The organism is Variovorax sp. 10L421 (assembly GCF_056395365.1).
Window position 1 is genome coordinate 404096 of record NZ_JBFTJJ010000001.1, and the last position, 14013, is coordinate 418108.

The window sequence follows — 14013 nt, forward strand, 5'->3', positions numbered from 1 at the left end:
GCTTTTACTTCTTGGCTGGAGCCTTGGCAGGTGCCTTGGCGGGAGCGGAGCCTTGGGCAGCACCGTCGGTCGGCGCGCCGAGTGCCTTGGCGACGGCGGTGTCGAGTGCGCGCATCTTGGGTTCGACCGAGGCGCGCGTGTCGGACACGAGCTTTTCCGTCAGTGCGGTCTGCATCTTCGGGTTCAGGTCCTGGTACTTCTTGCTCAGGGGCGAGTTGATCCAGGCCAGCAGCTGCTTGAGTTCGTCTTCGTTGAAGTTCTGCTCAAGCAGAGGGGTAAGGGCGCCTGGGGCCAGTTGAATGGCCTTGTCGCGAACGATCGGATAGGTCTCGTCGAAGTACTTCTTCAGTTCGGCGTCGGCAGCCTTGGCGGCGGCTTCGCGCTTGGCTTCAGGCACTTGCGTCTGGAGGTACTGCGAACCCGCCTGTGCGATCGGAGCGCTCGATTGCTCGACCAGGCCGCGTGCCAGCGATTCGATGCCGGGGCGCTGGATGTCGATGAACTGCTTGATGAGCGTGGCCTTGTCCTGGGCCATGGCGGCCATCGAACTGCCAGCCAGGGCGACCGTCAGAAGCGCGAGTTTGATTTTTTTCACTGAGGATTCTCCGTTGAAGATGAGGAAGTACCGTCCGCGTCAGGCTCGGTTTCGCCATTCGCGTCGTTTTCGACGATACGTTGTAGCCCGCTGAGTTTGGCGCCTTCGTCGAGCCCGATCAGCGTAACGCCTTGCGTTGCGCGACCAAGTTCGCGAATTTCGGCAACCCGGGTGCGCACCAGCACGCCCTTGTCGGTGATGAGCATGATCTCATCATCCGCATGCACCAGAGTGGCGGCAACGACCTTGCCGTTGCGCTCACTCTGTTGAATCGCGATCATGCCTTTGGTTCCCCGGCCGTGGCGGGTGTATTCGGTAATGCTTGTCCGCTTTCCGTAACCATTTTCCGTGGCGGTGAGCACGCTTTGCTGCTCGTCCTCGGCCACCAGCATGGCGATCACGCCCTGGCCCGGCTCCAGCGACATGCCGCGCACGCCGCGGGCGTTGCGGCCCAGCGGCCGGACGTCTTCCTCGTCGAAGCGCACGGCTTTTCCGTTGTCGCTGAAGAGCATCACGTCGTGCTTGCCGTCGGTGAGTGCCGCGCCGATCAGGTAATCGCCTTCATCGAGGTTCACGGCAATGATGCCGCCCTTGCGCGGATTGTTGAACTCGTCGAGCGCCGTCTTCTTGACCGTGCCCATCGAGGTTGCCATGAATACGTATTGGTCGGCCGGGAAGTTGCGCTTATCGCCGGTCAGGGCGAGGGCGACGTTGATCTTCTCGCCTTCCTGCAGCGGGAACATGTTGACGATGGGGCGTCCGCGCGAGCCGCGTGAACCCGCCGGCACTTCCCACACCTTGAGCCAATACAGCCGGCCGCGGTTCGAGAAGCACAGGATGTAGTCGTGCGTGTTGGCGATGAAAAGCTGGTCGATCCAGTCGTCTTCCTTCGTGGCCGTGGCCTGCTTGCCGCGACCACCGCGTTTTTGTGCGCGGTATTCGCCCAGCGGCTGGCTCTTGATGTAGCCGCTGTGCGAGAGCGTGACGACCATGTCGGTCGGCGTGATCAGGTCTTCGGTCGAGAGGTCGTAGGCGCTGTGCTCCACCAGGCTGCGGCGCGCGCCGGTCTTCGACTGGCCGAACTCCTGCTTGATGGTGCCGAGTTCTTCGCCAATGATGGTCGAGACGCGTTCGGGCTTGGCGAGGATGTCGAGCAGGTCGTCGATCTCGGCCATCACGTCCTTGTATTCGGCGACGATCTTGTCCTGCTCGAGGCCGGTCAGGCGCTGCAGGCGCATCTGCAGGATTTCCTGGGCTTGCGTTTCCGACAGGCGGTAGAGGCCGTCGCCGCCCATGCCGAACTCGCGCTCGAGGCCTTCGGGGCGGTAGTCGTCCGCGTTGATCACGCCGCCGTCGGCGCGCGTGCGCGTGAGCATTTCGCGCACCAGCTTGCTGTCCCAGCTGCGGGTCATCAGCTCGGCCTTGGCAACGGGTGGCGTGGGCGATTCGCGGATGATGCGGATGAATTCGTCGATGTTGGCTAGCGCCACCGCCAGGCCTTCGAGCACGTGGCCGCGTTCGCGGGCCTTGCGCAGCGTGAAGACGGTGCGGCGCGTGACCACTTCGCGGCGGTGCTGCAGGAATACCTGGATCAGGTCCTTCAGGTTGCACAGCTTGGGCTGGCCGTCGACCAGCGCCACCATGTTGATGCCGAAGGTGTCCTGCAGCTGCGTCTGCTTGTAGAGGTTGTTGAGCACCACCTCGGGCACTTCGCCGCGCTTGAGCTCGATCACCAGGCGCATGCCCGACTTGTCGGACTCGTCCTGGATGTGGCTGATGCCTTCGATCTTCTTCTCGTGCACCAGCTCGGCCATGCGTTCCTGCAGCGTCTTCTTGTTGACCTGGTAGGGGAGCTCGTCGACGATGATCGCCTGGCGCTGGCCGCGGTCGATGTCCTCGAAGTGGCATTTGGCGCGCATCACGACCTTGCCGCGGCCGGTGCGGTAGCCGTCCTTCACGCCGTTGATGCCGTAGATGATGCCGGCGGTGGGGAAGTCGGGCGCTGGCACGATTTCCATCAGCTCGTCGATGCTGGCTTCGGGGTTGCGCAGCAGGTGCAGGCAGGCGTCGACAACCTCATTCAGGTTGTGCGGCGGGATATTGGTGGCCATACCGACCGCAATACCGCCGGAGCCATTGACCAGCAAATTCGGCAACTGGCTGGGCAGCACTTTCGGTTCTTTTTCCGAACCGTCGTAATTGTCCTGAAAGTCGACAGTTTCCTTATCGATATCGGCCAGCATTTCGTGCGCAATTTTGGCCAGCCGGATTTCCGTATACCGCATTGCGGCCGCGTTGTCTCCATCGACCGACCCGAAGTTGCCCTGGCCGTCGACCAGCATGTGGCGCATCGAGAAATCCTGGGCCAGTCGCACGATGGTGTCGTAGACCGACTGGTCGCCGTGCGGGTGATATTTACCGATCACGTCGCCGACGATACGGGCCGACTTCTTGTATGGCCGGTTCCAATCGTTGTTGAGCTCATGCATCGCGTACAGCACGCGCCGGTGCACGGGCTTGAGGCCATCGCGGGCGTCGGGGAGCGCTCGGCCCACGATCACGCTCATGGCGTAATCGAGATAGCTGCTGCGCATTTCCTCTTCGAGACTGATGGGCAGGGTTTCTTTTGCGAAGGAGGTCATGAGCAAGGGGCTGGCGGCAGGAAGGCGAAATTTTACGCTGTGAGGGGTGTCGCACCGCCGCAACACAAGCGGCCTATTCCGCCTCCGTCCTACGCTTCCGGGCTGTCCAGCGGCCTGTTTGCCAAAGACCCTATGGCACAATCGCCTCAACGTTTTGGGTGGTGGTCACTTAAAGCGTCCTTGATTCGCAGCGCGGCTGCGGCTTTTTCCCCAAGAGGAGAACCATGAAGAAACTGAATAAAGTGGCGATGATGTTTGCAGTCGCTGCGCTCGCCACTGCCGCCGGCGCGCAGACCCGTGTCACCGCTGCGGACGGCGGTCCTACGATCGACAACTGGCAAAACGGCACCGGCGAACTGGTTTGGAAGAACGGCACGAATGAACTGTGCTGGCGCGATGCCAACTGGACGCCGGCTACGGCTGCCGCTGGTTGCGACGGCGCTCTGGTTCCTGCTGCTCCGGCTGCTGTTGCTCCGACCCCTGCTGCTCCGGCCGCACCGGCCGCGCCGCAAGTCGCTGCCAACAAGGTGACCTTCGCTGCTGACGCCTTCTTCGACTTCGACAAGTCGGTTCTGAAGCCCGAAGGTCGCGCCAAGCTGACCGATCTGGTCGAGAAGATCCGTGGCGTGAACCTCGAAGTCATCATCGCTGTGGGCCACACCGATTCGATCGGTACGGACGCCTACAACCAGCGTCTGTCGGTGCGTCGCGCCGAAGCCGTCAAGGCCTTCCTGGTCTCGAAGGGCATCGAACGCAACCGCGTCTACACCGAAGGCAAGGGCGAGAAGCAGCCTGTGGCTGACAACCGCACCAAGGAAGGCCGTGCCAAGAACCGTCGCGTGGAAATCGAAGTGGTCGGCACTCGCGCCAACTAATCAGTCGATTCCATCGATCATGAAAACCCCGCCTAGGCGGGGTTTTTTTATGGCCGTCGAATTCGCGATTGATCTTTTGTCGGCAAAGCCGACACGGTGCTTATCGGTCATTGCTCGTTTCATAATCGCTGTATGACAGAAAATGTGAATGCGGATCCCGCCGAACTGGCCAAGTTTTCAGAGCTCGCACATCGTTGGTGGGATTTGGAGAGCGAATTCCGCCCGTTGCATGAAATCAATCCGCTGCGCCTGGACTGGATTGACGGAATTGCGCCAATTTCGCAGCGCCGCGTGCTTGATATCGGCTGCGGCGGCGGCATCCTGGCCGACTCGATGGCTCGCAAGGGCGCCGAGGTGCTGGGCATCGACCTTGCGGGCAAGGCGCTCAAGGTCGCGCAACTGCATGCGCTCGAGGCCGGCACCCGCGGAGTGAAGTACCGCGAAATCAGTGCTGAGGCGCTGGCTGCCGAACAGCCCGGCAGCTTTGATGTCGTCACCTGCATGGAGATGCTCGAGCATGTGCCGCAGCCGGCCTCGGTGATCCAGGCCTGCTCAGCGCTCGTCAAGCCCGGCGGTTGGGTGTTCTTCTCGACGATCAACCGCAATCTGAAGTCGTTCATGTTTGCGATCGTGGGCGCCGAGTACGTCCTCGGCATGCTGCCGCGCGGGACCCACGAATATGCAAAGCTGATCCGGCCCAGCGAACTGGCCGGCTACTGCCGCGCGGCGGGCTTGGATCTGCGGCACACCCGCGGCATGGAGCACAACCCGTTGACCCGGCGCTACTGGCTCAGCGGCGACACCAGCGTCAACTACATGTTCGCCACGCAGAAGCCGGCCTCGCCGGATTCAAGGAAATGATGGGCGCGCAGACGCGGGCCGTGCTGTTCGACCTCGACGGCACGCTGATCGACAGTGCGCCCGATCTGGGTGCTGCAGCCGACAAGATGCGCACCGATCGCGGCCTCCATTCATACCCGCTGGAGCGCTACCGCCCCATGGCCGGAGCAGGCGCGCGCGGCATGCTCGGTATCGCTTTCGGCATCACGCCGGATTCGCCCGAGTTCAATGAGCTGCGCGAAGAGTTCTTCGTGGCTTATGAGCGCCGCATGCTGCTCAACACGCAGGTATTCGACGGCATCCAGGCGCTGATCGAGGCGCTGCGCGAGCTTGGGTTGCTGTGGGGCGTCGTCACCAACAAGTCGATGCGCTTTACCGATCCGCTGACGCGCGCCATTCCGCTTTTCGCGAGTGCGGGCGCGGTAGTGAGCGGTGACACCACGCCATTTGCGAAGCCGCATCCCGAGCCCTTGCATGAGGCGGCGCGCCGGCTCGGCGTGCCATCGGAGGCATGTGTCTACGTCGGCGACGACGAGCGCGACATCATCGCGGGCCGGGCTGCGGGCATGCGCACGGTTGCGGCGACCTATGGCTACATGGGGCCGCAGGCCGATTCAACGCTCTGGCAGGCGGATGCTTCAATCTCTTCGCCCCTTGAGCTCTTGAAGTTACTCAATAGAGCCTAAAATGTGAGGCTTGGGGCTGCACTGGTTTCGACGTGGGTTCGGAGTCGCAGCGGGGCATGTCGAGCTGAATGCGCTCGTAAAACAGATTCAAACAAACTAACTGCAAACGACGAACGTTTCGCACTCGCTGCTTAATTGCCAGTGAGCCTTGCAACAGTTGGCCGATGGGCTGGGCAAGGGGGTCTGGAGCAATCCTGACCTCCCGGCTGCAAGGATAATTACATGGGCTGGCTCCGATCCGGGTACCTTGGGTCGGGGCGAGAAAATAGGGTGCTGGCGTCCGGTTTAGCGTGTGACTGCGCGACTCCGGAAGCGAGATTCAAATCAGATCACTAAACATGTAGAACTGCGCGATGAAGGCTTGCGGACGGGGGTTCAAATCCCCCCAGCTCCACCACATTTCTCAACGCGAGCCTCTCTGAACATGGGCTTGCAGATGCTGGACCATGTCCAGCGACCCAGACTCAGTTGCACTGGAACAGGACGCCCTGTTCTGCAGGCGCCTTGCCGAGCCAGCGCGGCGTCTTGCTTTGCGCGTCGCAATAGTCCGAGGCTTGTACGTACGTCTTGGCCCGCAGCACGCCGTCGCGAACCTGCGTCACTTCGTTGGGGGGTGTCGAGCAGCCGGTGAGGACCAAGGCAAGCGGAAGCAGTGTGCGCCAATTCATCGGGTCATTCTAAGACCGGCGATCGCTGGAGCCGGGCCCGCGCTCGGGGTAGAGATACTTGAAGTATTCACCGGACTTGCCGAACAACTGGTGCGCCAACCGCACGGGATCTTCACTCTTGTGCTTCTCGTAGAGCACAGGCCCCCAGATGATGAAGCCGTCGATGCTGAGGCTTCTCGGCGAAGGCTCGATGGCCTTCCACGCGTGCGCGAACTTCGAGATCCAGGCCAGCGCTTCCTTGAGCGCGTGATTGGGCGCAGCGGTTGTTTCTTCGGTCAGAGACATGGCAGGTATCCTTTCTGAAAAGACTGTATAAATATACAGTAAACTGTGTCCCGGCCGAAATTTCTCCTTGACGGGTAACCGTCCCCCGCTGGTCAACCTGTGCGGGGACCTCGATGCATGCCAAGCAGAGAGGCTTTCAAGCCCAGCCCTCGCGGCTGGGCTTTTTTCTGTGCCATTCGCGCGGCCTGCTCGGGCTCGTTTTTTTGCTCGAACGCGGGCTATAGTCGGCCAGCGTTGTCACATTGCATTTGCTGCAATCCATCGCTGCCCGCGGTGCCCGTACCAAGGCACTGCCGCTTGCCCAGATCCCGAAAAGGACGCCCGTGCCGGATTCGCTGACTTCAGAGTTGACCACTTACTACGACACGGTGCCCTATGATTCGCATCCGTTTCCACAGTCGGCAATGGAGCATCTGGAAGCGCTGGCATTTCTCTTCGGGCTCGATGTTCCGTCTCCTGCAACGGCCCGCGTGCTGGAGCTCGGCTGCGCGGCCGGCGGCAACCTGATTCCCTTTGCGGCGCGCCACCCCGAGGCTTCTGCGATCGGCGTCGACCTCTCGACGGTGCAGGTGGCGCAGGGCATGGCGGCCATCGGGCGCGCCGGGCTGTCGAACATCGAGCTCAAGGCCTTCAACCTTGCGGACATCGACGCCTCGTTCGGCCAGTTCGACTACATCGTGTGCCACGGCGTCTACAGCTGGGTGCCGGGCCCGGTGCAGGACGCGATCCTGCGCATCTGCTCGGAGAACCTCGCGCCGAGCGGCGTGGCCTACGTGAGCTACAACGTGTACCCCGGCTGGAAGGCGCGCGAGATCGTGCGCGACGCAATGATCCTGCGCGGTGGCCCACGCGATACGCCCGACGAAAAGCTGTCCTATGCACGCGGCATGCTCGATTTCCTCGAGCAGTCGGCCCGCGCCGACAGCGTGCTCAAGAAGACGCTCGAGGAGGCGATGCCGATCGTGCGCAGCGCCAACAGCTCGTACCTGCTGCACGAGTTCCTCGAGCCCTGCAACGCCCCGTGCTATTTCAAGGAGTTCGTGGCGCGCGCGAACGTTCATGGCCTCGCCTACCTGGCCGATGCGGAGCCGTCGACGATGTTCGTGCAGAACTACGGCGACAAGGTGCGCGATCCGCTGCTGCGCGAATGCGGCGGCAGCCAGGTCATGATGGAGCAGTACCTCGACTTCCTGGTCAATCGCACCTTCCGCCAGACCCTGCTGGTCAAGCAGGAGCAGGCCAGGCATATCCGCTACAAGCTGGAGCCCGCGCGCATCCGTTTGCTCGAGTTCGCCGGCGTCTTCAAGGCCGACGGCGGCGAGGCGCTCACGCTCGATGCCCGCGAGCAGCCGTGCAGCGCGATCCAGGGCCGCAAGGTCACGCTGCGGGTACCGGTGCACAAGGCGGTGGCGCATCTGCTCGACATGCGTTATCCGGCGTCGATGTCGGTCCCGGCCCTCATCGAGGCCACCTCCGCGCTCACGGCGCAGCCGCCCGCCGAAGTCGAGGCCGCCGTGCTGGCCATGCTCGAAGAGCTGTTGATCCTCGGCGCCCTGCGCATCCGCCGCACTGCGGTGCCGGCGGCCGACGCGATTTCCGACCGGCCGCGGGTCCTGCCCGCTGTTCGGGGTGCTTCCGGCCTTGCGTCAGGCGCCGGTGCCACAGCCAACACCTGCAATCAATGGCACGAGCCCGTGGTGCTGACGCTGCTCGAGCGAAGCCTGCTGCCGCTGCTCGACGGCACACACTCGCACGACGCCCTGGCTGAGCATCTCGAAGCGGAAGTGCGCAGCGATCGCCTGCGCTTCGTCAAGGACGACAAGCCGCTGACCGACCCGCCGGCAGTCAAGGAATTCGCCCGCCAGCAGGTCGCGCTGGCGCTCGACGCCCTGCGCCGCAAGGCACTGCTGACGGCCTGAACTTCATTCTTCATCACGCCCAAGAGGAGACTTTCCCATGCAACAAATCCAATGGACCCCGAAGCTGCGCGCCGCCGTCGCCGCGGTGCTCGCGCTGGCGGCCGCCGGCGCGTCGAATGCCGCGTCGGTGGCGCCCGTCGCATCCGAGCACGGCATGGTCGTGAGCGCGCAGCACCTGGCCAGCAAGGTCGGCGTCGACGTGCTCAAGCGCGGCGGCAACGCGGTCGATGCGGCGGTGGCCGTGGGTTATGCGCTGGCGGTGGTGTATCCGGCCGCCGGCAATCTCGGTGGCGGCGGCTTCATGACTGTGCAGCTGGCCGATGGCCGCAAGACCTTCCTCGACTTCCGCGAGAAGGCGCCGCTGGCCGCCACGGCCAACATGTACCTCGACAAGGACGGCAACGTCATCAAGGGCCTGAGCACCAACGGGCACCTCGCCGTGGGCGTGCCGGGCTCGGTCTCCGGCATGGAGTACGCGCGCGAAAAGTACGGCACGATGAAGCGCGCCGACCTGATCGCCCCGTCGATCCAGCTGGCCGACAAGGGCTTCGCGCTGGAGCAGGGCGACATCGACATGCTGCTCACGGCCACCAACGATTTCAAGAAGGACCCTGTCTCCGGCGCGATCTTCCTCAACAAGGGCGAACCTTTCGCCGTCGGCCAGAAGCTGGTGCAGAAAGACCTCGCCAGGACGCTGAAGGAAATCAGCGCCAAGGGCACCGACGGGTTCTACAAGGGCTGGGTGGGCCAGGCCATCGTGGCTTCCAGCCAGGCCGGCAAGGGCATCATCACGCAGGCCGACCTCGACCAGTACAAGACGCGCGAACTCGCGCCGGTCGAGTGCGACTACCGCGGCTACCGCGTGGTGTCGGCGCCGCCGCCCAGCTCGGGCGGCGTGATCATCTGCGAGATGCTCAACATCCTCGAGGGCTATCCGCTCAAGGACCTGGGCTTCCGCTCGGCGCAATCGGTGCACTACCAGATCGAAGCCATGCGCCATGCCTACGTGGACCGCAACAGCTACCTGGGCGACCCCGACTTCGTGAAGAACCCGCTCGAGCGGCTGCTCGACAAGGGCTACGCCGAGAAGATCCGCGCCGCCATCGACCCGAAGAAGGCCGGCGTCTCGAAGGACATCAAGCCCGGCGTGGCGCCGCATGAAGGCAGCAACACCACCCACTATTCGATCACCGACCAGTGGGGCAACGCGGTGTCGGTCACCTACACGCTGAACGACTGGTTCGGCGCCAAGGTCACGGCTGCCAAGACCGGTGTGCTGCTGAACAACGAGATGGACGACTTCACCGCGAAGGTGGGTGTGCCCAACCTCTACGGCCTGGTGCAGGGCGAGGCCAACAAGATCGAGCCGGGCAAGCGCCCGCTGAGCTCGATGAGCCCGACCATCGTGTCGAAGGACGGCAAGCCGGTGTTCGTGGTCGGCACGCCGGGCGGCAGCCGCATCATCACGGCCGTGCTGCACACCATCCTGAACGTCGTCGACTACGGCATGAACGTGCAGGAGGCCGTCGACGCGCCGCGCTTCCACCAGCAGTGGCTGCCCGACGTCACCAACGTCGAGACCTTCGCGCTGAGCCCCGACACGCGCAAGATCCTGACCGACATGGGCCACAACCTGGGCGTGCCGCAGCCGGCCAACCACCTGGCGGCGATCATCGTCGGTGCGCCATCCCTTGGTGGCAAGCCGGTCGGCGCCAACCGCTTCTATGGCGCCAACGACCCCCGCCGCAACACCGGCCTGGCCGCCGGCTACTGATACTGCGGCAAACTAGAAGGCGGTCGTGCCCTTGTCGGCACGGCCGCTTTTTTCATTTTTCATGCACCTGCAAGACATCCTCTACACCCAGGGCTTCGGCACGCGCCGCGTGTGCGCGGGCCTGGTCCAGCAAGGCCACGTGACCGTCGCGGGCCAGGCGGTGACCGACCCCTTTGCCGATCTCGATCCCGACGGCCTGCTTTTCACCGTCCAGGGCACCGCGTGGGCGTACCACGAGAAGGCCTATCTGATGCTGCACAAGCCGGCCGGCACCGAGTGCTCCCAGAAGCCCTCGACCTACCCGAGCATCTACACGCTGCTGCCGTCGCCGCTGCGCCTGCGCCCCAACAAGGGGGCGGTGCAGGGCGTGCAGGCGATCGGCCGGCTCGACCAGGACACCACCGGCCTGCTGCTGATGACCGACGACGGTCAGTTCATCCACAAGATGGGTTCGCCCAAGCATCATGTGCCGAAGGTCTATGAAGTGACCGCCAAGCACCCGGTAGACGAAGCGCAGATCGCGAAGCTGCTGGCCGGCGTCGTGCTCGACGACGACCCGAAGCCCGTGCGCGCGGCCGCTTGCGAATCCGACAGCCCGCTGCACCTGCGGCTCACGCTCACCGAGGGCAAATACCACCAGGTCAAGCGCATGCTGGCGGCGGTCGGCAATCGGGTCGAGGGACTGCATCGTTCGCGCATCGGCGACCTGGTGCTGCCCGGCGACCTGGCACCGGGGCAGTGGCGGTGGCTGACGGCCGAAGAGGTCGCGGCGCTGCGCGCGCCGGCCAAGCCGGCGAAACCGGCGAAATAGAGGGGAAAAGCGAGCGAAAGAGCGTATTCCCGGTCAGCCAGCCATAAGACCTGGCCGTTAAGATTCGCAGCTCTCTCTCGGAACCTTCCCTTGCGACTCCCTGCTCGACCGAACGGCCGCACCGCGGCCTTCCTGCTTTCCTGTCTGACGGCCCTGGCGGCACACACCGCTGCTGCCGCGCCGGCCGAACCTCCGCCGATCTTCGTGCTCAACTCGCTGGATGCCAACGTGAGCGTGATCAATCCGGTCGACTGGACGGAAAAGCAGCGCATCGCCACCGGCAAGGAGCCGCACCACCTCTACATGACGCCCGACGAGAAATCGGTCATCGTGGCCAACTCGGCGGGCGATTCGCTGACCTTCCTGAACCCCCGCACGGCCGAAGTGCAGCGCGTGGTCTACGGAATCATCGATCCGTACCAGCTGCAGTTCTCGCGCGACATGAAGTGGTTCGTCACGGCGGGCAACCGCCTGAACCACGTCGACATCTACCGCTGGGACGGGAAAGACCTGAAGCTGGCCAAGCGCATCGCCAGCGGCAAGACGCCCAGCCACATCTGGATCGACAACACCAGCACCATCGCCTACGTGACGATGCAGGACAGCGACGAGATGATCGCCATCGACCTGCCGACGCAGACCGTCAAGTGGCGCATCGCCACCGGCACCATGCCGGCCGACATCTTCGGCGTGCACAACGACAAGACCCTGCTGGTGGGGCTGACCGGCAGCGACGGCGTGCAGGTGTTCGACGTGGCCGGCGCCGAGCCGAAGCTGGTCGGCAAGATCCCCACCGGCAAGGGCGCCCACGCCTTCCGTTCGGCCGGCGACGGCAAGAGCGTGTTCGTGAGCAACCGCGTGGCCAACAGCATCAGCCGGATCGACCTGGCGACGCTGAAGGTCATCGCGAACTATCCCGTGCCCGGTGGCCCCGACTGCATGGACGTCTCGGCCGATGGCAAGACGCTGTACGTGACTTCGCGATGGGCCAAGAAGCTCAGCGTGGTCGACCTGGCCAGCAACAAGGTCGTGCGCCAGGTCAACGTCGGCCGTTCGCCGCACGGTGTCTGGACGCTCGATCATGGCAAGCGCATCTAGCCGCATCGGCGCGGCCCTCGCGTTGTCGCTGGCCGGGGCCCTGGCGCCCGTGGCCTGGGGCGCGCAGCCGGGCGCCACCTGCGAAAAGCCCGTGTACCTGACCTTCGACACCGGCCACATGGGCGTCGCCCCGTTGGTGGCCGACGTGCTCAAGCGGCAGGACGTGCGCGTCACCTTCTTCGCCGCCGCCGAGCGCACCCAGACCGACGGCGACAGCCTCGACGACCATTGGGCGCCGTGGTGGAAGGCGAGGGCGGCCGAGGGCAACGAATTCGGCTCCCACACTTACGACCACGCGTACTGGCGCGCCGACGTCAAGGGCGCGCCGCCGAGCTTCCGCATCAAGCCTTCGGCCGGCCCGCAGGACGGCAAGGAATCGACCTGGAGCGCGGCCGAGTACTGCACCAACATCCGCAAGTCGTCCGACCGCCTGGCCGCCATCACGGGCAAGAAACCGCTGCCGCTGTACCGCGCGCCGGGCGGCAAGACGTCCCCCGCGTTGCTGGCCGCCGCCGAGGGCTGCGGCTACAAGTACGTCGGCTGGGCACCCGCCGGCTTCCTCGGCGACGAACTGCCGAGCGAGAAGTTCAGCAACGCCAGGCTGCTGACGCAGGCGCTCGACACCATTCGCCCTGGCGACATCCTGCTCGCGCACCTGGGCATCTGGTCGCGCAAGGACCCGTGGGCGCCGGCCAACCTCGAGCCGCTGATCGTCGGTCTCAAGGCCAAGGGCTTCTGTTTCCAGACGCTGCGCCAGCATCCGGACTTCCGCGCCTGGATCGCATCCCACCCCTGACCGAGTTGCCGCCATGATCGATTGGCTGACAGACGCCTTTTCCGCCCTGCAGGGCTGGTTCTTCGAGACCGCCGTGCAGCCGCTGGTCTATGCCGTCGGCCTCGGCGGCTGGACCGAGGACGCCTTCGACGCCACCGGCTGGCTGCTGGTCGGCCTCATCCAGATCCTGGTGCTGATCGCGGTCATCGGGCCGCTGCAGCGCTGGCGCTCGGTGGAGCCGGTGGTCGATCGCCATGCGGTCCGCATCGACGTGCTCTACACGCTGATCCACCGCCTCGGCCTGTTCCGGCTGGCGCTGTTCTTCACGCTGCAGCCCTTCTTCGACGACGCACTGGGCAGCCTGCGCACGGCGGGGTGGGGCACCTTTCATCTCGACGAGGTGTGGCCCGGCGTGACCGACGTGCCGGTGGTGGCCTTCGCCATCTACCTCGTGGTGCTCGACTTCGTCGGCTACTGGATCCATCGCGGCCAGCACCAGTTCAACTGGTGGTGGGGCCTGCATTCGCTGCACCACTCGCAGCGCCAGATGACCATGTGGAGCGACGACCGCAACCACCTGCTCGACGACATCGTCCATGACACGCTGATCGTCATCGTGGCGCAGCTGATCGGCGTGGCGCCGGGGCAGTTCATCGCCTTCGTCGCCTTCACGCAGCTCAGCGAAAGCCTGCAGCACGCCAACCTGCGGCTGAGCTTCGGCGCCATCGGCGAGCGGCTGTGGATCAGCCCGCGCTTCCACCGGCTGCACCACAGCATCGGACTGGGGCACGAGTCGAACGGCAAGAGCACGCTGGGCGGCCACAACTTCGGCGTGCTGCTGCCGTGGTGGGACATGCTGTTTCGCACCGCGAACTTCGAGGATCGCTACGACCCGACCGGCATCCGCGACCAGGTCGAGCCGGACGCGAATGGGCGCGTGCGCGACTACGGCCGTGGCTTCTGGGCCCAGCAGTGGCTCGGCCTGAAGCGGATGGCCGGTCGCGGCTGAGGGGCTCCGGGCCCTGAAAGGCGCGTCCGACGCGTT

The 14013-nt window shown here is 64.5% G+C and carries 13 protein-coding genes and 1 other RNA gene; 10 read left to right on the top strand and 4 right to left on the bottom strand.

Annotated features, from left to right (window positions below; translation table 11 throughout):
* Window positions 1–4: 4 nt before the first annotated feature.
* Window positions 5–595 (bottom strand): DUF2059 domain-containing protein, encoded by a 591-nt coding sequence (locus tag AC1DFC_RS01940; RefSeq protein WP_007829373.1) that lies wholly within the window; start codon window positions 593–595, stop codon window positions 5–7.
* Entirely contained in the window at window positions 592–3237 is a 2646-nt protein-coding gene (gene gyrA / locus AC1DFC_RS01945) for a DNA gyrase subunit A (protein WP_007829380.1), read from the bottom strand. Before gyrA ends, AC1DFC_RS01940 begins: the two co-directional genes overlap by 4 nt.
* A 224-nt stretch (window positions 3238–3461) precedes the next feature.
* On the opposite strand from gyrA, the gene ompA reads away from it, so the two are divergent.
* The 4 genes from ompA to ssrA all read left to right on the top strand — a co-directional run bounded on the left by ompA (window position 3462) and on the right by ssrA (window position 6035).
* Complete coding sequence (ompA, locus tag AC1DFC_RS01950) at window positions 3462–4112, top strand: outer membrane protein OmpA (RefSeq protein WP_007829381.1); 651 nt, start codon at window positions 3462–3464, stop codon at window positions 4110–4112.
* Between the two features lie 132 nt (window positions 4113–4244).
* The gene (gene ubiG, locus AC1DFC_RS01955; RefSeq protein ID WP_007829382.1) at window positions 4245–4973 is read left to right on the top strand and encodes a bifunctional 2-polyprenyl-6-hydroxyphenol methylase/3-demethylubiquinol 3-O-methyltransferase UbiG; all 729 of its coding nucleotides are present in this window, start codon (window positions 4245–4247) and stop codon (window positions 4971–4973) included.
* Entirely contained in the window at window positions 4973–5638 is a 666-nt protein-coding gene (locus AC1DFC_RS01960; RefSeq protein ID WP_042672795.1) for an HAD family hydrolase, read from the top strand. Before ubiG ends, AC1DFC_RS01960 begins: the two co-directional genes overlap by 1 nt.
* A 12-nt stretch (window positions 5639–5650) precedes the next feature.
* Window positions 5651–6035: a transfer-messenger RNA gene (gene ssrA / locus AC1DFC_RS01965) on the top strand.
* Window positions 6036–6102: 67 nt separating this feature from the next.
* Here ssrA and AC1DFC_RS01970 read toward each other — a convergent pair.
* A complete protein-coding gene (locus AC1DFC_RS01970; RefSeq protein ID WP_007829384.1) occupies window positions 6103–6306 on the bottom strand; it encodes a hypothetical protein in 204 nt (67 codons plus the stop codon).
* A gap of 9 nt (window positions 6307–6315) precedes the next feature.
* Complete coding sequence (locus AC1DFC_RS01975) at window positions 6316–6591, bottom strand: hypothetical protein (RefSeq protein WP_007829385.1); 276 nt, start codon at window positions 6589–6591, stop codon at window positions 6316–6318.
* A gap of 347 nt (window positions 6592–6938) precedes the next feature.
* On the opposite strand from AC1DFC_RS01975, the gene AC1DFC_RS01980 reads away from it, so the two are divergent.
* The 6 genes from AC1DFC_RS01980 (at window position 6939) to AC1DFC_RS02005 (ending at window position 13977) form a co-directional block, all read left to right on the top strand.
* Complete coding sequence (locus AC1DFC_RS01980; protein ID WP_237726042.1) at window positions 6939–8510, top strand: class I SAM-dependent methyltransferase; 1572 nt, start codon at window positions 6939–6941, stop codon at window positions 8508–8510.
* 37 nt (window positions 8511–8547) lie between these two features.
* Window positions 8548–10284 carry a gamma-glutamyltransferase gene (ggt, locus tag AC1DFC_RS01985; RefSeq protein ID WP_413331317.1) on the top strand — a complete coding sequence of 579 codons (1737 nt, stop codon included), beginning with the start codon at window positions 8548–8550 and terminating at the stop codon, window positions 10282–10284.
* A gap of 61 nt (window positions 10285–10345) precedes the next feature.
* Complete coding sequence (locus AC1DFC_RS01990; protein ID WP_413331316.1) at window positions 10346–11095, top strand: pseudouridine synthase; 750 nt, start codon at window positions 10346–10348, stop codon at window positions 11093–11095.
* 90 nt (window positions 11096–11185) lie between these two features.
* Window positions 11186–12193 (top strand): YncE family protein, encoded by a 1008-nt coding sequence (locus AC1DFC_RS01995; RefSeq protein WP_478178615.1) that lies wholly within the window; start codon window positions 11186–11188, stop codon window positions 12191–12193.
* Complete coding sequence (locus tag AC1DFC_RS02000) at window positions 12177–12989, top strand: polysaccharide deacetylase family protein (RefSeq protein ID WP_007829395.1); 813 nt, start codon at window positions 12177–12179, stop codon at window positions 12987–12989. The genes AC1DFC_RS01995 and AC1DFC_RS02000 overlap by 17 nt, the downstream gene beginning before the upstream one ends.
* 13 nt (window positions 12990–13002) lie before the next feature.
* Entirely contained in the window at window positions 13003–13977 is a 975-nt protein-coding gene (locus tag AC1DFC_RS02005) for a sterol desaturase family protein (protein WP_007829397.1), read from the top strand.
* The last annotated feature ends 36 nt before the right edge of the window (window positions 13978–14013 follow it).

Bases quoted from the DNA above. Each gene is read 5' to 3' on its own strand.
- ggt (WP_413331317.1), top strand. From the start codon at position 8,548: ATGCAACAAATCCAATGGACCCCGAAGCTGCGCGCCGCCGTCGCCGCG.
- AC1DFC_RS02005 (WP_007829397.1), top strand. From the start codon at position 13,003: ATGATCGATTGGCTGACAGACGCCTTTTCCGCCCTGCAGGGCTGGTTC.
- AC1DFC_RS01990 (WP_413331316.1), top strand. From the start codon at position 10,346: ATGCACCTGCAAGACATCCTCTACACCCAGGGCTTCGGCACGCGCCGC.
- AC1DFC_RS01960 (WP_042672795.1), top strand. From the start codon at position 4,973: ATGGGCGCGCAGACGCGGGCCGTGCTGTTCGACCTCGACGGCACGCTG.
- AC1DFC_RS01975 (WP_007829385.1), bottom strand. From the start codon at position 6,591: ATGTCTCTGACCGAAGAAACAACCGCTGCGCCCAATCACGCGCTCAAG.
- ompA (WP_007829381.1), top strand. From the start codon at position 3,462: ATGAAGAAACTGAATAAAGTGGCGATGATGTTTGCAGTCGCTGCGCTC.
- gyrA (WP_007829380.1), bottom strand. From the start codon at position 3,237: ATGACCTCCTTCGCAAAAGAAACCCTGCCCATCAGTCTCGAAGAGGAA.
- AC1DFC_RS01970 (WP_007829384.1), bottom strand. From the start codon at position 6,306: ATGAATTGGCGCACACTGCTTCCGCTTGCCTTGGTCCTCACCGGCTGC.
- AC1DFC_RS02000 (WP_007829395.1), top strand. From the start codon at position 12,177: ATGGCAAGCGCATCTAGCCGCATCGGCGCGGCCCTCGCGTTGTCGCTG.
- ubiG (WP_007829382.1), top strand. From the start codon at position 4,245: ATGACAGAAAATGTGAATGCGGATCCCGCCGAACTGGCCAAGTTTTCA.